This is a genomic window from Rhizobium sp. BK399, assembly GCF_014194695.1.
Taxonomy (GTDB): domain Bacteria; phylum Pseudomonadota; class Alphaproteobacteria; order Rhizobiales; family Rhizobiaceae; genus Rhizobium.
In genome coordinates, this window is sequence record NZ_JACIAH010000002.1 from 1 (window position 1) to 20154 (window position 20154).

A 20154-nucleotide genomic window follows, 5' to 3' on the forward strand; every position below is an offset into this window, starting at 1 on the left:
CACACCATGCCGCTGGAAGACATCAACAAGGGCTTCGAGCTCATGCATTCCGGCGAAAGCATCCGAAGCGTGGTACTGTATTGAGACGAGGACGACGCTCGGAGTCCAGAGACTGAGCTTCACTCAAGAAGGTTCGCCAGCGCAGCACCTGCAGCAGTGGCGGCCCTAGCTATCGCGGGCGCGGACGTAGGTCATCCGGGCCGCGCCAGCAACGGCGGCGCGGCAGCTACCCGCAAACCGGCCGCTTTCGCGACTGAATGAAGTCTTTTCATCAGGTGTAAATCTCTCTCTGCACCAAGCTCTCCTGTGCACACCACCGGCACTTGAGGTTTTTTGATCATCTTTTCTCCCGCGCCGAACGGCGTTTTGGCCTAGCCTCAATCAGCAAGACAAGCTTGGGAGGACCAGATGAGCGCGTGGATCAAGGCCTGTGAAATCGATGACATCGACAATGAGGACGTCATCCGTTTTGATCACGAAGGCAAGACCTTCGCGATCTATCGGAGCCCCGACGACAGCTTCTATGCCACGGATGGGATGTGCTCTCACGAAAAGGTGCATCTCGCCGACGGATTGGTGATGGACCACATCATCGAGTGTCCAAAACACAATGGCAGGTTTGACTACCGCACCGGCGAGGCACGCGGAGCCCCCGTGTGCGTCAACCTCAGGACCTACCGGACAAAGATCGAAGACGGAAACGTCTACCTTGGCCTGGAGTGAGGAACCATGGAAGAGTTTGTCATTGTCGGCGGCGGCCAGTGCGGCGCAAGAGCAGCGCTTGCGCTACGCGATCAAGGATTTGATGGTGGCATCACCTTGATCGGCGAAGAACGGCACCTTCCTTACGAGCGTCCACCCTTGTCGAAGGAACATCTGATGTCACCGGAGGGTATCGAACCTCCCTTCGTCGTCACGGGTAGCGTGCTTGCTGAACGGAAGATAGCGACGTTGACGGGCGATGCCGCCGTCGGATTGGATCGCCAGGCTCGGTCGGTGGAACTGGCAAGCGGACGCCGTGTCTCCTACGACAAACTACTGCTCGCAACCGGTTCGTCCCCGCGAAAGCTCTCCTCTGTGGAAGGCATGGAGCATGTCTTCTATCTGCGCACACACGACGATGCCCAGCGCCTGTCGCGACGTCTTGTCCCCGGAGGGCATTTGGCAATCATCGGCGCAGGCTTCATCGGCCTGGAGTTGGCTGCAGCGGCGAGGCAAAGAGGCCTCGAAGTCACGGTTATCGAAGCGCTGCCGCGCATCCTCATGCGAGCGGTACCGGATGCCATCGCAGCACGCGTCCAAGCGCTCCACCAGGCCCATGGCGTACGCATCCTTTGCGGTACAAGCGCGGGGCAGATCACGCCGCATGCCGCCGGCATCACCCTGTCCCTGAATGACGGCGAAATCCTCGATGTAGCGACCCTGGTCGTCGGCATTGGTGCCGAACCTCGCTGCGAACTCGCGCATCTCGCGGGCCTCTCGGTCGAGAACGGCATCGCCGTCAACGCCACGCTGCAGACAAGCGATCCAGCCATCTATGCCGCTGGCGATTGCTGCTCGTTCCCTTACGGAGGCAAGAGGATCCGCCTGGAAGCATGGCGAAACGCCCAAGACCAAGGGGCGCATGCATCCGCCAATATGCTGGGGGCGGAAAGACCCTACGAAGTGGTTCCCTGGTTCTGGTCCGATCAATACGACTTCTCGCTTCAGATAGCCGGTCTCGCCAATGAATCGACGAGCACCATCACTCGGGAGATCGACGAGGAAGCATTGATCTTATTTCATCTCGCTGACGATCAGCGGATCGTTGCGGCGAGTGGCTGGGCACGGGGCAACCGGATTGCACGAGATATCAAGGTGGCCGAGATGTTGATCGCTCAGCGCGCCAAGCCCGCACCGAGCGCGTTATCGTCGCCTGCAGTGAGCTTGAAATCTTTGCTATCCCGGTCATAGACTTTCCGGAGTTGGCGACTTTCGAATGGGAGAGGCAATGAAAGAGCTCCGGATCGGTATCATCGGAACCGGCGTCATGGGTGCCGATCATGCAACGATTCTGGCCGATGGTGTCGCGAACGCGAGGCTTGTCGCGGTGCAGGATTTTGTTCGCGGCCGCGCTGAAAACGTCGCCGCATCCCTTGGTGTGCGCGCCATCGCAGATGCGGACGCCTTGATCAGCGATCCCAACGTCGATGCCGTGATGGTCTGCTCGCCTGATGGCACTCACGCGGCGCTGGCATTGAAGGCAATTGCGGCGGGAAAGCCCGTGCTCGTCGAAAAACCTCTGGCAGCAAGCTTGGAGGATGCCGAGGAGATCATTCGAGCGGAAGTCGCAGCCGGAAAGCGCCTGGTACAGGTCGGTTTCATGCGGCGCTTTGATGCCGGTTACGTCGAGATGAAACAAGCGCTCGCCTCCGGCGAACTGGGGCGACCGCTCTTTCTCCATTGCGTTCACCGGAACGCTGTCGGCCCAGACTACCTCACATCCGAACTGGTGATTGCCAATTCCGCCGGCCACGAGTTCGACATCGCGCGGTACCTCCTCGACGAAGAGATCACCTCAGCAGTCGTCGCCAGCCCACCGGCAACCCGAAATGCCCCGAACAGGCAACCGCAGTTCATTCTGTTGCAAACTGCGTCCGGTGTGGTGGTCGATATCGAGGTCTTCACGGACGCCCAGTATGGATACGATGTGCGGGCAGAACTCGTCTGCGAGGATGGAACCATCGCGCTGGATCCCAGCCCGGCAACGACGCTGCGTACAAAGGGCCACGACGGCTTCCGGACACCTGCGGATTGGCGGCCGCGGTTCCGGCAAGCCTACCGCGCGCAGTTGGAAGCCTGGACGGCTGGCATCCTCACACAGAGGCCCTCAGGCTCGAGTGCTTGGGATGGCTACATGGCGATGTTGGTGACGAAGGCTTGCCTTCAGGCCTGGAAGACGGGCAATCGTGTTGCCGTGGAACTCCCCGAAAAACCGTCTCTGTATCAGTAACACCACAGGAATCGAGGAAATCGGCTGACGTCCGGCACGTCAGCGCGGGAATGGCGAGGTTGGCCTAGACGTCAACGAGAAAGCCCCGCTTCGCGCGAGGCTCACTCTTATCGGCAGACCGTTCTGTACCGCGTAATGTAGTGGTTGTGGCTTCGGTGCTGATACGGCACCCTCCAGCAAACGTCGCGATAAGCGTAACGCGGTCGGTAGTAGTCACGATACCTCGGTCCCTCTCGGTAATAACGAGGTGGCGGCGGATCGTCATAGTATCGAGAGTCTCCGGAACCGAACTCGAAATAAACACCTTGGGCGTCCGCAGGGGCACTTACCAGAAGTGCTGCGAGGCCGGCCACTGCGATAATCAACCGTTTCATGGTCAGTCTCCTTTCTCTGCAGATTCAACGCCCCATGATCCCTATGGTTCAGCCGTTTGAGGTCCTATAGGACCTAAGTCCTACAGGAGCTCCGGGGAAGGCGGCAGAGAAAAGCCCCGCGGTGTTGGCGGGGCTCTTTAGTATCGCTACATCTCAAAACAACGTGTCTAGGGCGACACGAGCTGAATGGGAAAACGCCGCAGGTCTGCTTCTGTTCCCGACCGTTTCCCGTTGCTACGTCTCCCGGTGCGTGAAGCCTCGCGCCACGTCGATCAGGGCACGCAATTGCATCTCGTCGTGGACTCCCTGACGATAGAACTCGATGATGATGGAAGCGATCCGTTCGGACTCGTCCGAGGACGCCTCGATCCCCTGTTCATTGCGGATATGGTGGAGCACACGATGACAGACTGCCAGATCCTTGGAATGCAACGGCTCGTCGCGGCGGCTGTAGCGTTTGTGGGACATAGTGGTTCCTCCCTCCTCCACAGCAGAAAGGAGCCCCGCAGGGAAGCGGGGCAGATAACAGGGACATTTGGAAAGGCCAAGGCGCAGTGTGCGAAACGCCTTGGAACTGTGCCTAGAACGCGATGAAAGGCTGTTGGTTCCCGCCGTCTCGTTCTGTCTTAACGCAAAAGAGCGGCAATCGCCCACAGTGCCGGGCGAGGCTTACTGGCTGACAGTTATGATGCTTGAGCCCTCGGGAAACGGCGAGACGCATTCGCGCCTCGGGCCGCCATACGGCTGGTATGTATTGTCATCCGTCCGATAGGACGCATAGCGGCCCGAACACCACACGACATGGTTGGTATTCCCGTTGCTTACCGATCCCGTGACCTCCGTGGATGGGGCCGCGAACGGAGAGGCAGGTGCGGACCTGACCGCTATAGGAGCGATAGGTATCGCTGGTGGGATTGTAGGACCGGTAACGCGACGCGCACCACTGTTCATGATCGTTGCGCAGCGAAGTGTCGCCGGAGTCTGCCGACATGCCCTGGGAGGCTGCTTCCGTTACGGGGTCCGTCTTAGGTGCCGGGACGACGGGAGTGATCGGATAGGCTGCGGAGACAAGGGGCGCAACGCGCTCGAACTTTTGGCTCCGAGGATCGACGCGCTCAGGAGTTGAAGTCCAGGGGCCCGCAGTTTGCAGATTGCCCAAGTGTTGTCCTTCGGGCACGGCACGGATGTATGTGGCAGCAGCCGCGCCGATGAGACAGGCCCCCACCGCCGCGGCAGCGCCGAACAGCACCGTAGCAATCGCTTTCATAGCAGCCTCCCTACCCCCTCGATCCAACTGATTGTGCGACACAATCGAGTTCAGCGAGAAACCCGCCTTCCGGAACTTTGTTCCTCCTCGTCCTGCCTCGCTCGGCGAAAGCCCGGCGGCACTGCGTCGCCGGGCCGGTCATCTATGCCGTCAGGATGTAGACGATCGTGAAGTCGTCCGGATCGACGATGACGATCCGTCCATCAGCAAGGATGAAGAAGCGATAGGCCTTGTACTGCGGCACGACCTCGACGATCCGCGACGGCAACGGCTCAAGGTCGATATGGCGCGGAATGTTGGTGCCGACGGCGACCTCGAAATTCGTCTCCTTGACGCGCTCGACGTGAACTTCCTTGACGACCTGGCGGATCTCGGTCTGCTGTTCCACTGAAATATTCACGTTCGTCGTGTTGTTCTCGGTCTTCGTTTCCGTTGACGACTTATTGGTGGTCGTCGAATGCTGCTCGGTGTTCGAAGACTTCGACGCATCACCGCCCTGTGCAGGCTGGTTTTGGCCGCTGGTGGTAGAATTGGAATTGGTTTCGGAACCCGAGCCGCTCGAAGACAAGCCGCCCTTGGTGGAAGAGCCGTTGTCATTCGAGGGTTTTGTCTTTGTGGTCGATCCGGCATCGCCAGAACCGCTCAGAGATCCCCCCTGACTGCCGGTCGCACCGTTCTCGGAAGGCTTCATCGTCTTGCCGGAGTTTTCACCAGTGGACGATCCGCTTGAACCCTGTTCAGCCGGCTTCTGAGTATCTGATTGGCCTCCGCCCGATTCACTCTGGCCCGAAGCTCCCCCGCCCGAAGAGCCGTCGCCTGTCGCGGGTGCGCCGGCGTCCGGTTGCTGCGTCGTGGCGCCGTCGGACTGTGGCTGCGTACCCTGCTGCGAGCTTCCCTTCTTCGGCAGGATCGGAGCGTCCTGGGCGGACGCGGGAACAAAAGCGAGGGGCGAAGTTCCGATCGCCAACGCCGCGACGATGATGGGTAGTGTCTTGCGTTTCATGTTTATTCTCCTTGAACGACAAGGCAGACGCAGCCACACCGATCGCGGCTGCGGCATATTCCCTTGATGTCGTTTGATTGGTGCTGGTGGTGAGCGCAGCGTTGCCGCGCTCTGGACCAGGATCAGTTGATGACCTGGATGACCTTGCGCGATGAAGGCTCGACGATCACACGTTCGTCGTTCACCACGGCATAGGAGTATTTCGGATTGTCAGGAACAGGCGTCACGACAACGGTCTCCGGAAGCGGCTGACCGACGATGACCTTCTGCTTGACGACGACCCGTGCCGAAGGCGCAGGCGCCTCACGGACGTAGGTAACCACCTTCTGCGGCGGTGGCTCGAGGATCGCGCCGACAGTCGCTCCGGCGACCCCACCAACGGCTGCGCCAACCGGTCCACCGACGATCGCGCCGGTGACTGCACCGCCTGCCGCGCCGTTGACGGTCGACGACTGCGCGAATGCTACGCCGGACGCTAGGACCAATGCTGCGGCAGCGCCAATCGAATGTTTGATAAGCATGTTTTCCTCCTTGAACAAAGCGGCCTCGACGGGCCGCTCGTAAATCCAACGAGGTGGAATCCTGACGGTTCCGTCTACCGGACCTCAGTCCCAGGTGAACCCGACTTTAGTCCGAGCGAACGCTTTCATGCCGGCGAACTGGCAAGGAGAAGGGGTGCTTACGCGCGTCTCATTGCTTTCAAACAAACAACTTGCGGGAAGCATGCTGCCAAACCGGCTCCGTCGAAGGACCACTATGTGCACTTGACCCTCCTTCCAGGCCTCTACCTTAGACGAGACCACGAACAAAGGAGATCGGTCGTGCCGGCCCGCATCGAAGACTACGCGCTCATCGGAGACTGTGAGACCGCCGCGCTGGTGTCGAAAGGTGGATCGATCGACTGGCTTTGCTTTCCGCGCTTCGACTCTCCAGCCTGCTTCGCGGCGCTGCTCGGCAGCGACGACAATGGACGGTGGCTGATCCGACCTTCCAGCGAGAACTACGAGGTGACGCGCCGATATGCCGAAGACACGCTCGTCTTGGAGACAGAGTTCAGAACGGAGACAGGCAGCGCGGTCATCAAAGACTTCATGCCTCTTCGCGACGGTCGCAGTGATCTGATGCGTATCGTCGAGGGCACGGACGGCACCTTGGCGTTCGACCTGGAGTTCGTTCTTCGCTTTGACTACGGACGAACTGTGCCTTGGGTGACGAGCAGCGAGGATGGCACCCTAACGGCGATCGCCGGCCCGGACAGGCTGACCCTGACATCATCGGTACCCCTGCATGGCGACGAAATGCGGACTGTGGGTTCGTTCTCTGTCTCCGCGGGAGAACAGCAATCCTTCACCCTGACATGGAACCCGTCGCACGTTCCTCGGCCGGTAGCGAGATCGATCCGGGCCGCCTTGGAGGACACCGAAGGCTTCTGGAAATCGTTTGCAAGCACATGCTCACACGTGGGCGTATGGAAGCCGCTGGTCAAACGGTCGCTGATAACGCTAAAGGCGCTGACCTATATGCCGACAGGCGGTATCGTCGCCGCGGCGACGACGTCCCTCCCCGAACAACTCGGAGGGCCGCGCAACTGGGACTACCGGTATTGTTGGCTTCGGGACGCCACACTTACCCTTTTGGCACTTATGAAGCTTGGGTACTACGAGGAAGCCAGTGGGTGGCGCGATTGGTTGCTGCGCGCTGTCGCGGGTGCCCCGGCGCAGATGCAAATCATGTATGGCGTCGCAGGGGAACGTAACCTGCTGGAGTGGGAGGTTCCCTGGCTGGCGGGTTACGAAGGGTCTCGCCCGGTACGCATCGGCAATGGCGCCGCAGAACAGGTTCAGCTCGACGTCTATGGCGAGGTCGCCGACGCGATGCTGCAGGCACGCAAGGGTGGACTGCCGCCACATCCGCGCAGTCGTCAGCTCAGCGATGCCATCCTCCAATTCCTGGAGAAGATATGGACCGAACCAGACGAAGGGATCTGGGAAGTGCGGGGGCAGCGCCAGCACTTTACCTATTCGAAGGTTATGGCGTGGGTCGCCTTCGACCGCGCGGCCACGACGGCACGCGAAGAAGATAACAGTGAGGCCGCAGCACGTTGGAAGGCCGTCGCCGACCGCATTCATCAGGATGTCTGCGACAGGGCATTCGATTCGGAGCTTGGCTGCTTCGTCCAAGCCTATGGATCAAAAGCCCTCGACGCCAGCCTGTTGCACATTGGGATGGTCGGGTTCCTCCCTCCCGAAGACCCACGTTACATCGCCACTGTCGAGGCGATCGAGCACAAGCTCCTGCGCGATGGTCTGGTCCTTCGATACGAAACCCGTGAAGTCGACGACGGACTGCCTGCTGGCGAAGGCGCCTTCCTTGCCTGTAGTTTCTGGCTTGTCGATGCACTTGTGCTGATCGGACGCCGGGACGACGCGCTGCATCTCTTCGAGCGATTGCTCTCGCTCTGCAATGACGTCGGCCTTCTCGCGGAGGAGTACGATACCCAGGCAAAACGGATGGTGGGAAACTTTCCCCAGGCGTTTAGTCATGTCGGACTTATCAACAGCGCGCTCAATCTCGCACGGGCTGAGGGACCCGCCGAGCAACGGGCCGAATAACCGTCGTTCGCAGCACCAGCTTCACCACAGGGGAGGAACCGGGCCAGGCCATTTCGACTGGAAGCGGCGGCCGACTTTTTCATCGGAGCTAAAGTCCAAAGACAATAAAAACCAGCTTTAGCTAGTTTCCCTATGTCCTTGTTTAAAGGAGTTTTTGGTGGGTGATGTAGGGCTCGAACCTACGACCCGCTGATTAAGAGTCAGCTGCTCTACCAACTGAGCTAATCACCCGTAACCGCCGTGTTGCGCGGTGTGAGGGGGCGTATAAACATGATCGTTTGGCTTGTCTAGCGCCTGCCTGAAATTTCTTTGGTTAAATGCGAAGATTTTTGCGCATGGCTGAAATGCAATGAAATCAAAGGTCCAGTGTTCCGCTCGCCATCCGCACTGCCTGCCCGCCAATCCGGGCATTCGAGATTGCCCCGCCTTCGACATCCATGTGCAGGTGAATAAAGGACGGCCGACCCATTTCTACACCCTGCTCAATCGTCAGATCGTGGTGGCCATCCGTCTGGCGGTCAAAATGGTGGATAGCGCCGGAAAGCGCCGCGGCCGCCGACCCCGTGGCCGGATCTTCGACAATCCCCATGCCGCTCGCAAACATCCGCGCGTGGAACTTCGCGATATGGTTCACACCGCCGCGACAATAAACATAGGCCGAGGCGAGCGCCCCATCGACAAAAGGAACGGTCGCTTCCCAAAGCTGTGGGTCGAAATCCATGCGTTGCGCAGCACCAAGGTCGTGCACGGGTACCATCAGGAACGGTACACCGGCGCTCCACAACGACGGAACGTGATTTTCAAAGCCGATTTCCGTGGTGTTCAGCGACAGAGCATTGGCAATTCCGAGCTTGTCGAGGGGCATGGTGATCTGCTGCGATTTCCGCGGCAGATCGAATTCGGCAAAACTCGCCTCGCCTTCTCGCAGTCGAACCGCGCACCGTACGGGCCCGACATTTTCCTCCAGCACCGAAACGAGATCGATAGTTGCGTTGCGATGCGCTTGCTCGGCGAGAGCGATGGCCGTTCCGACGGTCGGGTGTCCGGCAAAAGGCAGCTCGCGACCGGGGGTAAAGATACGGATTCGCGCCGTGTAGGCGGGGTTACCCGAAGCCTGCACAAAGACTGTCTCTGAAAGGTTCATTTCCTTCGCTATCGCCTGCATGGCGTCGTCGCTCAGGTCATCCCCATCAAAGATGACGGCGAGCGGGTTTCCGGCGAGTTTGCGGTCGGTAAACACGTCGTAGACACTGTAGCTTCGCGCCACATGGGCCTCCCTGGTCTCGGTCCTCGTTTCGCCAACCTGCCCGACCGGACGACCGAGCGCAAGGCGTTAAGAGCGGGGCTTCTCTCCAAAGTACCAATCGATGACGGGAAGCATCGCGATATTGTAGGGGTGCGCTTTCGGGTCAGCGGAAAGGATCGCAACCGCGCCGGCAATTTCCTTGTCGTCGGCAACCAACATGTGTGCGTGGATCTTCGCAATCATTTGATCGGCAGTCAGGTCGAAGCGGAAGAGACGCAGCACCGTCACCGTACGCCTGACATGGCTCGCATAGTAGTGATCGCCAGCGTCGGCATCGGAAAGATCAAGCCCGGTCTCTTCGAACACCTCGCGACGCATGTTGCCATCCACGTCGCAGCGGTTTCCGGAGATGTCTTCAGGTTCCAGCGAACCGGCGGCAAAATATACCTGACCCGGATTGGCCGTATGGTTTCCCATGCGGATTGCCACCAAGGCGCCGTCGGAGGTCTCAAGAACCGGATAGGCGAACAGATGGATGCCGCCCTGCCGATCCGGCTGTCGGCGCCACCACATGAATGTCGAGAATGGGATGACGTGGCCCTCGGCCGCCAGGCCACTTTCGGTGAGCGCCAGCCGTTTTTGGAAGACCATGCGGCCATCGAAGAGCGCCGGGTTGGCCGCAGTTTCTCGTTCCCAGTTCTCGCGGATCGCCTCGCGCTCAGCGACATAGAAGGGATGGTCTCCGGCGAGGACGCGAAGGTCCAGCCCAGCAATCGGAAATACCGTCTGCTCCGGCGGCCAGCCGGCAAAATCCTCAGAAAAATGCAGGTTCATATCAAATCCAATGTCATGACAACGGGGCAATGGTCAGAGGCCTTCGGCCGGTCCCAGCCGGTGCGGGGATAACGCTCGATCTCCTGGCCAGGTGGGAAGACGGTGCGATAGGGCTGCCCGTGCCGAACGATTTCCGGCAAGCGACCAGCATTCGTTCTGGCGAGGGCCGCCGAGGTCCAGATGTAGTCGAGCTGACACAGCCACTGCTCTTGAGGTCCGCGGGCATGGTAGAGCGTCCAGCGATCGAGCGGATCACGGCGACGGACGACGTTCTCGGCAAAACCATCGTGACTGAAGACGTCGAGTGCACTGATGTTCTCGTCCTGATGCTCGAAGCGGTATCCCGTGCGGCGACGCCCGATGACGTCGACGCGCTCCTGATAATCGTTCATGTCACCACATATAACGAAGCGCTTGTCATCGGTATGAGCGTTGAAACGGTCCTCGATGATACGGCGCACGGCGAGTGCTTCGGCCCGGCGCACCGGCATGGTACCGAGCCTGCTATCGACGCCGTTCGTGCGGGGGCCGTCCATCGACTTGAAGTGAACCACGTAGAGTGACAGCGGAACACCGCCGATCTCGAGGTCGAGTTCCAGGCAGTCGCGCTTGAAGATCTTGTCGTCGATGCGGTTGGTCAGCGCCAGCTGGTCGTTGAAAAGTTCAAGATCGCGATAGGTGAGCATCGCGTGGCTCTTGATCTGCTTGAGTTCGATCTTCTGCCCTTCGCGCGTCTCTTCCCGCATGAGCACCGCGACGTCGATCCCGCGGCTGTCATTGCCCTCGACGAGATATTTTTGCCGATAGCCGTTGCCGACCATCCTGAAGAGATAGCCGTATTCGAAAGCTTGCAGCGCCTCCATGTTGTCGACTTCCTGCAGGCAGAGAATGTCGGCGTCGGCGTCTGCAATCGCCAGCGCCGTCATCTGTCGGGTATCGTCTGTGGAAGCGATTACCCGCGCCTGCTCGAGCTGCTGATAGACGCCCTCGCTGCGCACTTCGAAAAGTTTGATGACCCGGTCCTGGCGCAGTTGGTTGCGAAAGCCGGTAAAGTCGAAACGCGTCATGAGGTTTTCAACGTTGAAGGTAGCAATGCGAAGCGACATCGAACATTTCCAATTGGCTCTATGCCATTAGTAGTGGCTAAGCCCCGCTTCGGAAAGACGTTTCGAGATCAGAGACGCCAGGCGGCGCGCGCAATGACGCGCACACTTTCGCCGACCTGCAAGCGCTCCCGGTTGAACGCGCGAAGCACCTGTCCGTCGTCAAGCAGCAACTTCAGAGCATAGCGTTCACCTTCGTAGAGGATGGACTCGACGCGTGCCGGAACACCCTCACCCGCGATCAAGACATCCTCCTGGCGCACCAGAACGTCCACCTTTGGCCCATTTTCCTCGCCCGAAAACATGGGCGCGAGGGCGCTCCAATCGAAAATCCGGGTGTCACTAGCCGGAGACGACAGCGACAGGATCGCACCGCGACCGATCAGCCCGCCAACCAGCCGGCCCTCGGGCCGCGCATAGATTTCCGCGGGCGACGCAGCCTGCAGGAGGCGGCCCTCGGACATGACCGCAACGTCGGTAGCAAGGGCCATCGCCTCGCTCTGATCGTGCGTGACATAGACCATCGTCGCTCCAGAGCGCTGGTGGAACTCACGAAACGTTTCCTCCATCTCCTGTTTCAGGTGCCGGTCGAGATTGGCAAGCGGCTCATCGAGCAGCACGACGTCGGGTGACGAAACCAGGCAGCGGGCCAAGGCCACGCGCTGTCGCTGGCCGCCGGAGAGATCAGCGGGGCGCCGCTCGGCATGGTCGGCGAGCCTCACCGTTGCCAGCGCTTCACGAACCCTCCGCCTGTACGTCTCATCGGAGACGCCACGCACCTTCAGGGGATAGCCGACATTGTCTGCGACGCTCATATGCGGCCACAATGCGTAGGATTGAAACACCATCGCCATATTGCGCCGTTCCGGTGGCAACGACCGCGACGCGTCTGCGAGCAGCCGCTCGCCAAGATGGATAGAGCCGTCGGTTGGCGCCTCGAAGCCGGCGATCATGCGCAGAACCGTTGTCTTGCCGCAGCCCGACGGTCCGAGCAGTGCCAGGAAGCCGCCGTGGCGGACCTTCAGCGAAAAATCGGCGACCGCCGCGCGCCCGGTACCGAAGTCCTTGGCAAGATGGTTGAGGATCAGTTCCGCCACGGTACGACTCCTCTCGGCAGGCGTTTTGCCATCAGTTCCAGGAGAAGCATCATGAAGACGACCATAAGGACAACGAGCACGGAGAGCGCCGAAGCGAGATCGGAACTGCCGCTGTCATCGAGATTGTAAATGGCAACGCCAAGCGTCTGCGTCCCGGCAGACCACAAAAGCGCGGAAATGGTGAGCTCATTGCAGGCGATCAGGAACACCAGGATCACCGATGCGCCGGCTGCGGGAGCGATCAAGGGTACAATGATATCGACGAGCCGCCGAAAGAAGCCAGCCCCCGAGAGCCTTGCGGCCTCCTCCAGGGCCGGATCGAGCTGATGAAACGCACTGACGACGGGCTTCAGGCTAACGGCAAAGAAACTGGAGAGATAGGCGATCAGAATGATCCAGATTGTTCCGTACAGCGTCATGTGCAGGATCGGAAGCGGTGCGGCAAACACCAGGATGAAGCACACGGCAATGACGATGCCGGGCAGCGAATATGGAATCTCGATCAGGCTGGAAACGATCCTGCCAAGCACGTCTGTCCGTCGCGTCAACGCGTAAGCCGTCAGCATGGTCACCAGAAGGAGACATAGTGCCGTTCCGGCCGCGAGGGAGAGCGAGTTTACGAACGCCGTGCGCGTGACCGCTTGCCGGAAGAGAATTTCGTAGAAAGCGCTTGCCGACATCGTCTTGAAGGTCAGCGACACACCATAGGCCGGCACGAGTGCGCCGGCGAGGAGCGCGAAGAATGGCGCTACCAGCATGACGAAGATGCAGAGCCAGAGCAGTGGCTGCAAAAGGAACTTCCAGGGCCCCAACTCAAAGGCAGCGGTCGCGCCTGAAAGGCCGAGGACGCGGTAATCGCGTCCGCGCAAAGCGCGATCCTGAATGGCAAGCCCGGCAACGGAAATGATTGCGATGATTGCCGAAAGCACCGCAACATCGCCGAAAGTCCGGCTAGTGAAGGCGGAAAACTTGGTGAAAATCAGTGTCGGAAGCGTGTAGATCGAAGCCGGTATGCCGAGAATCGCCGGTATGCCGAAGTTGCCGGTGCAGGAAACAAAGGAGATCGCAGCTCCGGCAATGATGCCGGGCAGCGAAAGCGGCAGGATGATGTCGCGGAAAACCCGAAGACTCCCCGCTCCAGCGAGACGCGCCGCCTCGACACCATCGCGCGGCAACGCCATCAGGCCGGCCCGAAGAGCGAGATAGACGAGCGGCGCGTGTTGCACTCCGTAGAGCAGCGAAATACCACTGACCGAATAGAGCGGCTGCGGCGATCCAAGCGGAGGCGCAATGTGCAGAGCTTTCAACAGTGGGCTTGAAGGCCCGGACATCTGCACCCAGGCAAGCGCCGTCACCTGCGGCGGGATCATCATCGGCAGGACGAACAGGAAGCTCAACGCTCCCTTGCCGCTGATATCCGTCAGCGTCAGCAGGAACGCGAAGGCGCAGCCGATGGCCAGCGAAATCAGCGTGCCAAGAATGGCCGTGACGAGCGTGTAGTAGGTCGCCGACCAAAGCGCGGGATCGCTGAGCACCGCGCCGACGCCGCCATTTGCAAGTGACGCAATACCCGTTGCCGCGAGCCGCGCCAGCGGCAGCACGCTCAGGACCAGGACAACGATAACGACAAGAGGAAACAGCCAGGCGGGCTGGCTGTTTCCGGGACGAACATATTCGCGCATCTGCGTTCTGGCGACGATCAGTTCGAGCCGTAGATGCCGGAGAAGGTCTTGAGGTCCCGATCGGTGTCTTTCAGCGCCTCGGCGGCATTGATCGGCAGCAGCGTGATGCTCTCACGAGCCGGAAAACCCTCCGGCAGCTTCATACCGTTGCGAGCCGGGATGTAGCCGAGCTTGAGGAACCCTTCCTGCCCCTTTTCGGAAAGGACGTAGTCAACGAATTTCTTCGCCGCATCGGCATTCTTCGAGCTTGCGAGAATACCCACCGGCTCCGTTACCGCGGAGACGCCTTCCGTCGGGAAGACGAACTCGACCGGCGCGCCCTTGGCCTTTTCGCGGATCGGCATGTAGTCGACGATCATACCGAAGGCCTTTTCGCCCGAGGCGACCGACTTGAGCACCGCACCGTTGCCACCGGCCGCCGTCGCGCCATTGGCGGCGAGATCCTTGTAGAAGTCCCAGCCGAGGCCGTCGACACCGGCCAGCGTCTGTGCGTGAATCAGGGCCGCGCCCGACGTCAGCGGGCTCGGCATAGTCACGAGGCCCTTGGCTTCGGCTTTCGTCAGATCCTTCCAGCTCGTCGGCTTGAACGCGGCAGAAGTGTTGTAGACGATGCCGGTGGTGATCAGCTTGGTCGAATAGTAGTAGCCGTCAGCGTCATAGAGTGCGGCGTCATAGCTGGCAGCTTCCGGCGACTTATAGGCCAGTAGCTTGCCGGCTTCCTTCAGGCGCTCGAGCGTGACCGTGTCTGCGATCAGCAACACATCAGCAACCGGATTGCCGGCCTCGATTTCAGCCTGCAGCTTTGCCATGATCTTCGGCGTGCCGTCACGCACCCAGTCTACCTTGACGTCGGGATTGGCCGCCATGAAGCGGTCGACAGTCGCTTGCGCATCTTCATTCGGCTGGCTGGTATAGAGAACGAGATTTGCGGCTGATGCCGGAATTGCAAGCAAGATTGCTGCGAGCAGCGCCGCGGCGGAAACGATCGTCTTCATGGTGGATCCTCGGTGATGGGAGAGCCGATCCTTAGCCATCTCGGATAACATGATTGTGACAGTCTGCTTCGCGACGCTGACGTGCAATCTGGCCCTTGACCCGCCTGCCCCGCACCTATCTTCTACAGCACGTTTTGGCTCAAGCCTTTGGGAGGAGGACGCATATGGAATACCGGCTTCTCGGCCGCTCCGGCCTCAAGATTTCGACCGTGACAATGGGCACGATGACGTTCGGCGGCCAAGGCTGGGCGAAGATGGTTGGTGATCTCGGAGTCGCCGAAGCGCGCAGACTCGTCGACCTATGCCTCGACGCCGGCGTCAACCTCATCGATACGGCCGACGTCTACTCGCAGGGCGTTTGCGAGGAAATTCTCGGCGAGATCATCGGAGGGCCGCGCAAGAAAGGCGTGCTGATCGCGACCAAGGCACGCTTTCGCATGGGAGACGGGCCGAACGATACGGGCTCGTCGCGCTATCATCTCATCAGCGCCTGCGAAGCGAGCCTCCGGCGCATGAAGACCGACGTCATTGACCTGTACCAGCTTCACGAATGGGACGGACAGACGCCTCTCGAAGAAACCATGGAAGCGCTCGACACGCTCGTCCGCCAAGGCAAGGTCCGCTATGTCGGCTGCTCGAATTTCTCAGGCTGGCACATCATGAAAGCGCTTGGTGTCAGCGAAAGGGAAAAGCGGGAGCGGTTCGTCAGCCAGCAGATCCACTACACCCTCGAAGCACGCGACGCGGAATACGAACTGCTTCCAATCAGCGTCGACCAGGGGCTCGGCGTGCTCGTCTGGAGCCCGCTCGCTGCCGGGTTGCTCTCCGGCAAGCATCGCCGCAACCAGACCGCCCCTGAAGGGTCGCGTCAATTCGCCGGGTGGACCGAGCCGCCGATTCGCGACGAAAACCGCCTCTGGAATATCGTCGAAACGCTGGTGGCGATCGCCGAAGAACGTGGCGCCTCGGCAGCCCAAGTGGCGCTTGCCTGGCTGATCGGTCGCAAGGCGGTGACCTCGGTGATCATCGGTGGTCGCACCGAAGCCCAGTTCAAGGACAATCTGGCCGCGGCTGAACTGAAGCTGACCGAAGACGAGCGCAAGCGCCTCGATGCCGTCAGCCTGCCGCCTGTGCTCTATCCGTACTGGCACCAGCTCAATACGGCAAGCGACAGACTGAGTGAGGCCGATCTGGAATTGTTCGGCCCGCACCTAAATCGGTAGTTGGTTCCGAAAGTCCGAGGCCAATCAGCCGCCGATTTCCGCGGTGATGAGCGCCCCGAGGCGACTGATTCCCTCCTCGATCATCAGATCGTTGGCGCAGGAGAAGCTGACGCGGAAGGTGTTCTCTCCCGAGCCGTCGGCGAAGAATGCCTTGCCGGGGACGAACGCGACCTTGGCTGTTTCCAGCGACTTGGCGAGCAGCTTCGCGCCATCCATGCCATCAGGTAGCGTTACCCAGATGAACATGCCGCCTTCCGGCTTCGTCCAGCTCGTGCCGGCCGGCATGTATTTCTCCAGCGCCGCCAGCATGACATTGCGGCGGTGGCTATAAACGGACCTGATCTTCGCGACCTGCGCATCGAAACCGCGTTCCGCGACGTGGGCGATCGCCATCTGATTGATCGTCGAGGAGTGCAGGTCAGCCGCCTGCTTCATCAGCACCAGCTTGCGGATGACGGGAGCGTTGGCAACGATGAAGCCGACGCGAAGACCGGGAGCCAGCGTCTTCGAGAAGCTGCCGCAATAGATCGTGCGGGTATTGTTGATGTGTCCCTTCTTCGCGATCTCGGTCGCCAGGATCGGCGCGACCGGCGTGCCGTCGTAGCGGAGCGACTGGTAGGCCGCGTCTTCGATGACCGCGATATCGAGTTCTTCAGCCAGCGCGAGAACCTTCTCTCGTCCGGCCTGATCGACGGTTTCACCCGTCGGGTTGGCAAAATCGGCGGAGAGATAGGCGAACTTCACCTTGCCGCCCGCCGCAGCGGCCTGCGCCTTATAGGAATCGGGCGTACGGTTGCCGTTCGGTGTCAGCTGGTCGTAGGTCGGCTCGTAGGCATTGAAGGCCTGGAGTGCGCCGAGATAGGTCGGCCAAGTAACCAGTGCCGTGTCATCAGGCGAGAGGAAAAGCTTGCCGAGATAGTCCAGTCCCTGCTGCGAGCCGGACACGATGAAGACGTTCTCAAGCTCGCACGGAATGTTAAGCGCGGCGATCTGCTTGACCAGCCACTCGCGAAGCGGCTTGTAACCTTCGCTGACCGAATACTGCAGCGCCGAGTTCACGGCCGAGCTGCTGAAGATATCGGCGTAGGCCGCCTTGAACTCCTGATCGGGAAAGAGCGCCGGATCCGGGATACCGCCGGCAAAGGAAATGATCTCAGGCCGGTCAAGGAGCTTCAGAAGCTCGCGAATCTCCGATGCGCGCATCCGTGAAGAACGCGTCGCGAACATGCCTTCCCAATTCAACATTGGTATTTCCTCGCAATTTTTTGTCTTTAAGCGAGAGAACCACGCAATAAAAAATAAGTCAACATTACTGACCTATCTCTTTGCCGCCATGACAATTTCGGAAAGCGAAGGTCACTTCTGTAAACAGAAGCCAGAACCGACCAGAATCGATCTTTTCAAGACCCACCCGGTGGCGGTAGTGTCGCCGCCACTATCCAACATGCTATGAAGGTGCCAGCAATGTCCGCGTCGTCGAATACTCCTGAAATCAAGATCGAATTCCACGCGTCGCCGGTCTCGGAAGCCGATCGAACTCAGGCTCTGGAGACACCCGGCTTTGGAAAGGTCTTCACGGATCATATGGTTCTGGCCCGGTGGACTCCCGACAAAGGCTGGCACGATGCGAAGGTCACGCCGCGGCGGCCTTTGCAACTCGATCCTGCCAGCGCAGTACTGCACTACGCCCAGGAAATCTTTGAAGGTATGAAAGCCTATAAGGCGGACGATGGTCGCATACTGCTCTTCCGGCCTGAAGAGAACGCCCGTCGTTTCGCGCAGTCGGCGGCCAGGATGGCGATGCCTGCCGTGCCGGAAGAACTTTTCCTGAAGGCGGTCGAGGAGCTTGTCCGCGTCGACAAGGCATGGATTCCATCAGGCGACGGCAGCCTCTATCTGCGCCCGTTCATGTTCGCCAACGAGGCGTTCCTCGGCGTCCGCCCCGCTCAGGAATATATCTTCTGCATCATCGCCTCCCCGGTGGGTGCATATTTCAAAGGCGGAGCAAAGGCGGTTTCCCTCTGGGTCGAGACTGAGTACACCCGAGCAGCAGCCGGCGGCACCGGTGCTGCCAAATGCGGCGGAAACTACGCGGCCAGCCTCGTGGCACAGGCCGAGGCGGCGAAGAAGGAGTGCGATCAGGTCGTTTTCCTTGATGCAGCGGAACATCGCTGGGTCGAGGAACTCGGCGGGATGAACGTATTCTTCGTGATGAACGACGGATCTGTAGTAACCCCACCTCTCGGCGGCACGATCCTGCCGGGCATCACGCGCGCCTCGGTAATAGTTCTCGCCGAAGAAAAGGGCTTGCGCGTTGAGCAGCGCCCCTACTCATTCGCGGAATGGAAGGCCGATGCGGCCAGCGGCAAGCTCGTGGAAGCATTCGCTTGCGGCACTGCAGCAGTCCTCGCGGGCATCGGCCTCGTGCGACACGCCGGCGGCGAGTTCCGTATCGGAGACGGACAGACCGGCAAGCTGACCAGCGAGTTGCGTCAGGAGCTCGTCGGCCTGCAGAAGGGCGTCACAAACGATGAACGTGGCTGGACACGCCGTATCCTCGCCTGAGGTCATCAGCGGCGCGCGAGCAGTCGGCCGCCAGTAGTTCAGAGACTTCGGAAACCGGGCCACGCCCGGTTTTTTGTGGTTTGCGCCGGGAGGCGTGAAGCTCCAGCCGCTCGCAAAATCAAGGAGTTTCGGGCGGCATAGGAAAAGCCTTCGTTCCCCGCTTCCGTTTGGGGAAGCGGGGGAGTCTTTCCGACTGCAGCTCGACCGTCTCGCGCTCAGGAATGGAACAGGGCGGCGATCTGCTCTTGTGTCGGCAATTGGCCTCGCGGCGTCAGCTTGTCGACCACTCCAGGCAGAACGGTCGACAATTGGTTCAGCAACTCCTGCTCGCTGATACCCGCCTGACGTGCGAGATCGCTGATCGTCTGGGACCCGAGCGCACTATTGAGACTGCCCGGTGCGATCGGTTTGTTCTGCCCGGGTTGGACCCAGGAATCCACCGTATCGCCCTGCCCGGCTTCCGTCAGCTTGCCGAGAAGACCGCCAAGGCCACCGAGACCCCCAAGCCCGCCGAGAAGGCCGCCGTCACCGGCCTGCGGGCTGGCTTGCGGATTGGCCTGCTGGCCAGCCGGATCCGTCTGGCTGCCGCCGCCACCGAGGAGTTTGCCCACCAGCAACGCGCCGAGAGCAATCATGATCGGCTTTGATATATTTCCGCCTGGAACGGCGTCGTCAAAGATACCCATGCCATCCTCCTTTTTGGTTTCTTCATTTCACTGAACAACAACTGTAGAATGAAAGCATAAGGCTCTCACGAACCTTGAATTCCCCGGCGAGCTATTTAGCTAAACGGGAAGATGGTCTGAATATTCAACCAATCAAGGAGGGACACGGCGGATGTCAGTAATCAGTTGGATTATCCTTGGACTGATCGCGGGATTCATCGGCAGCAAGATCGTCAACAAGTCGGGCGCGGGGATGTTGATGGACATCGTCCTCGGCATCGTTGGAGCGATCGTCGGCGGCGTCATCTTCAGCTTCTTCGGCGCATCGGGCGTAACGGGCATCAATATCTACAGCCTCGTCGTCGCGGTCATCGGTGCTGTCGTTGTTCTCTGGCTGTACCACGCCGTCAGCGGGCGCCGGTCCGTTTAGCTCGCCATTTCTATGTCGACGGGATGAGCGCTGCCTCAAAGGCGGCGACTTTGTGCGTGTAACTCC

18 protein-coding genes, 1 tRNA gene and 1 pseudogene are annotated in these 20154 nt (G+C 60.1%); 7 read left to right on the top strand and 13 right to left on the bottom strand.

Features of this window, described 5'->3' with window-relative positions:
- Positions 1–408: 408 nt before the first annotated feature.
- From FHT97_RS06530 to FHT97_RS06540, 3 genes are read left to right on the top strand one after another with little or no spacing between them, the layout of a single operon-like run.
- Complete coding sequence (locus tag FHT97_RS06530; RefSeq protein ID WP_183860780.1) at positions 409–723, top strand: MocE family 2Fe-2S type ferredoxin; 315 nt, start codon at positions 409–411, stop codon at positions 721–723.
- A gap of 6 nt (positions 724–729) precedes the next feature.
- On the top strand, positions 730–1953 hold the full coding sequence (locus tag FHT97_RS06535) for an FAD-dependent oxidoreductase (RefSeq protein WP_183860782.1): 1224 nt from the start codon (positions 730–732) through the stop codon (positions 1951–1953).
- Positions 1954–1990: 37 nt separating this feature from the next.
- Positions 1991–2992: a Gfo/Idh/MocA family oxidoreductase gene (locus FHT97_RS06540; protein WP_183860784.1), complete on the top strand. Its 1002-nt coding sequence runs from the start codon at positions 1991–1993 to the stop codon at positions 2990–2992.
- A gap of 608 nt (positions 2993–3600) precedes the next feature.
- On the opposite strand, the gene FHT97_RS06545 is transcribed toward FHT97_RS06540, so the two are convergent.
- From FHT97_RS06545 to FHT97_RS06560, 4 genes and pseudogenes are all read right to left on the bottom strand, one after another.
- The gene (locus FHT97_RS06545; protein WP_183860786.1) at positions 3601–3834 is read right to left on the bottom strand and encodes a hypothetical protein; all 234 of its coding nucleotides are present in this window, start codon (positions 3832–3834) and stop codon (positions 3601–3603) included.
- Positions 3835–4035: 201 nt separating this feature from the next.
- A pseudogene (locus FHT97_RS31520) lies at positions 4036–4633 on the bottom strand (BA14K family protein).
- Between the two features lie 142 nt (positions 4634–4775).
- Positions 4776–5636, bottom strand: coding sequence for a DUF1236 domain-containing protein (locus tag FHT97_RS06555; protein ID WP_183860788.1), 861 nt, complete (start codon positions 5634–5636; stop codon positions 4776–4778).
- A 122-nt stretch (positions 5637–5758) separates the two neighbouring features.
- Positions 5759–6157: a DUF1236 domain-containing protein gene (locus FHT97_RS06560; RefSeq protein ID WP_183860790.1), complete on the bottom strand. Its 399-nt coding sequence runs from the start codon at positions 6155–6157 to the stop codon at positions 5759–5761.
- 300 nt (positions 6158–6457) lie between these two features.
- On the opposite strand from FHT97_RS06560, the gene FHT97_RS06565 reads away from it, so the two are divergent.
- A complete protein-coding gene (locus FHT97_RS06565; RefSeq protein ID WP_183860792.1) occupies positions 6458–8248 on the top strand; it encodes a glycoside hydrolase family 15 protein in 1791 nt (596 codons plus the stop codon).
- 155 nt (positions 8249–8403) lie between these two features.
- Here the strand turns inward: FHT97_RS06565 and FHT97_RS06570 are convergent.
- The 7 genes from FHT97_RS06570 to FHT97_RS06600 form a co-directional block, all read right to left on the bottom strand.
- Positions 8404–8479: transfer RNA gene (locus FHT97_RS06570), tRNA-Lys, on the bottom strand.
- A gap of 124 nt (positions 8480–8603) precedes the next feature.
- On the bottom strand, positions 8604–9515 hold the full coding sequence (locus tag FHT97_RS06575) for a PhzF family phenazine biosynthesis protein (protein ID WP_183860794.1): 912 nt from the start codon (positions 9513–9515) through the stop codon (positions 8604–8606).
- A 66-nt stretch (positions 9516–9581) separates the two neighbouring features.
- Positions 9582–10328 carry an NUDIX hydrolase gene (locus FHT97_RS06580; protein WP_183860796.1) on the bottom strand — a complete coding sequence of 249 codons (747 nt, stop codon included), beginning with the start codon at positions 10326–10328 and terminating at the stop codon, positions 9582–9584.
- Positions 10325–11434: an endonuclease/exonuclease/phosphatase family protein gene (locus tag FHT97_RS06585; protein ID WP_183860798.1), complete on the bottom strand. Its 1110-nt coding sequence runs from the start codon at positions 11432–11434 to the stop codon at positions 10325–10327. Before FHT97_RS06585 ends, FHT97_RS06580 begins: the two co-directional genes overlap by 4 nt.
- A 68-nt stretch (positions 11435–11502) precedes the next feature.
- Positions 11503–12528, bottom strand: coding sequence for an ABC transporter ATP-binding protein (locus tag FHT97_RS06590; RefSeq protein WP_183860800.1), 1026 nt, complete (start codon positions 12526–12528; stop codon positions 11503–11505).
- Complete coding sequence (locus tag FHT97_RS06595; protein ID WP_183860802.1) at positions 12516–14210, bottom strand: iron ABC transporter permease; 1695 nt, start codon at positions 14208–14210, stop codon at positions 12516–12518. Before FHT97_RS06595 ends, FHT97_RS06590 begins: the two co-directional genes overlap by 13 nt.
- 17 nt (positions 14211–14227) lie before the next feature.
- A complete protein-coding gene (locus tag FHT97_RS06600; RefSeq protein WP_183860804.1) occupies positions 14228–15205 on the bottom strand; it encodes an ABC transporter substrate-binding protein in 978 nt (325 codons plus the stop codon).
- A gap of 164 nt (positions 15206–15369) precedes the next feature.
- Between FHT97_RS06600 and FHT97_RS06605 the strand changes: the two genes are divergently transcribed.
- Complete coding sequence (locus tag FHT97_RS06605) at positions 15370–16428, top strand: aldo/keto reductase (RefSeq protein ID WP_183860806.1); 1059 nt, start codon at positions 15370–15372, stop codon at positions 16426–16428.
- Positions 16429–16452: 24 nt separating this feature from the next.
- On the opposite strand, the gene FHT97_RS06610 is transcribed toward FHT97_RS06605, so the two are convergent.
- On the bottom strand, positions 16453–17673 hold the full coding sequence (locus FHT97_RS06610) for a PLP-dependent aminotransferase family protein (protein ID WP_183860808.1): 1221 nt from the start codon (positions 17671–17673) through the stop codon (positions 16453–16455).
- 219 nt (positions 17674–17892) lie between these two features.
- Between FHT97_RS06610 and FHT97_RS06615 the strand changes: the two genes are divergently transcribed.
- The gene (locus FHT97_RS06615) at positions 17893–18993 is read left to right on the top strand and encodes a branched-chain amino acid aminotransferase (RefSeq protein WP_183860811.1); all 1101 of its coding nucleotides are present in this window, start codon (positions 17893–17895) and stop codon (positions 18991–18993) included.
- Positions 18994–19208: 215 nt separating this feature from the next.
- On the opposite strand, the gene FHT97_RS06620 is transcribed toward FHT97_RS06615, so the two are convergent.
- Positions 19209–19679, bottom strand: coding sequence for a YidB family protein (locus FHT97_RS06620; protein WP_183754710.1), 471 nt, complete (start codon positions 19677–19679; stop codon positions 19209–19211).
- A gap of 151 nt (positions 19680–19830) precedes the next feature.
- Here FHT97_RS06620 and FHT97_RS06625 point away from each other — a divergent pair, with 151 nt between their 5' ends.
- On the top strand, positions 19831–20088 hold the full coding sequence (locus FHT97_RS06625) for a GlsB/YeaQ/YmgE family stress response membrane protein (RefSeq protein ID WP_183754708.1): 258 nt from the start codon (positions 19831–19833) through the stop codon (positions 20086–20088).
- Positions 20089–20154 lie beyond the last annotated feature (66 nt).

Coding starts and splice junctions, on each gene's coding strand:
- FHT97_RS06530 (WP_183860780.1), top strand. CDS start 409: ATGAGCGCGTGGATCAAGGCCTGTGAAATCGATGACATCGACAATGAG.
- FHT97_RS06535 (WP_183860782.1), top strand. CDS start 730: ATGGAAGAGTTTGTCATTGTCGGCGGCGGCCAGTGCGGCGCAAGAGCA.
- FHT97_RS06540 (WP_183860784.1), top strand. CDS start 1,991: ATGAAAGAGCTCCGGATCGGTATCATCGGAACCGGCGTCATGGGTGCC.
- FHT97_RS06545 (WP_183860786.1), bottom strand. CDS start 3,834: ATGTCCCACAAACGCTACAGCCGCCGCGACGAGCCGTTGCATTCCAAG.
- FHT97_RS06555 (WP_183860788.1), bottom strand. CDS start 5,636: ATGAAACGCAAGACACTACCCATCATCGTCGCGGCGTTGGCGATCGGA.
- FHT97_RS06560 (WP_183860790.1), bottom strand. CDS start 6,157: ATGCTTATCAAACATTCGATTGGCGCTGCCGCAGCATTGGTCCTAGCG.
- FHT97_RS06580 (WP_183860796.1), bottom strand. CDS start 10,328: ATGAACCTGCATTTTTCTGAGGATTTTGCCGGCTGGCCGCCGGAGCAG.
- FHT97_RS06585 (WP_183860798.1), bottom strand. CDS start 11,434: ATGTCGCTTCGCATTGCTACCTTCAACGTTGAAAACCTCATGACGCGT.
- FHT97_RS06595 (WP_183860802.1), bottom strand. CDS start 14,210: ATGCGCGAATATGTTCGTCCCGGAAACAGCCAGCCCGCCTGGCTGTTT.
- FHT97_RS06600 (WP_183860804.1), bottom strand. CDS start 15,205: ATGAAGACGATCGTTTCCGCCGCGGCGCTGCTCGCAGCAATCTTGCTT.
- FHT97_RS06605 (WP_183860806.1), top strand. CDS start 15,370: ATGGAATACCGGCTTCTCGGCCGCTCCGGCCTCAAGATTTCGACCGTG.
- FHT97_RS06610 (WP_183860808.1), bottom strand. CDS start 17,673: ATGTTGAATTGGGAAGGCATGTTCGCGACGCGTTCTTCACGGATGCGC.
- FHT97_RS06615 (WP_183860811.1), top strand. CDS start 17,893: ATGTCCGCGTCGTCGAATACTCCTGAAATCAAGATCGAATTCCACGCG.
- FHT97_RS06620 (WP_183754710.1), bottom strand. CDS start 19,679: ATGGGTATCTTTGACGACGCCGTTCCAGGCGGAAATATATCAAAGCCG.
- FHT97_RS06625 (WP_183754708.1), top strand. CDS start 19,831: ATGTCAGTAATCAGTTGGATTATCCTTGGACTGATCGCGGGATTCATC.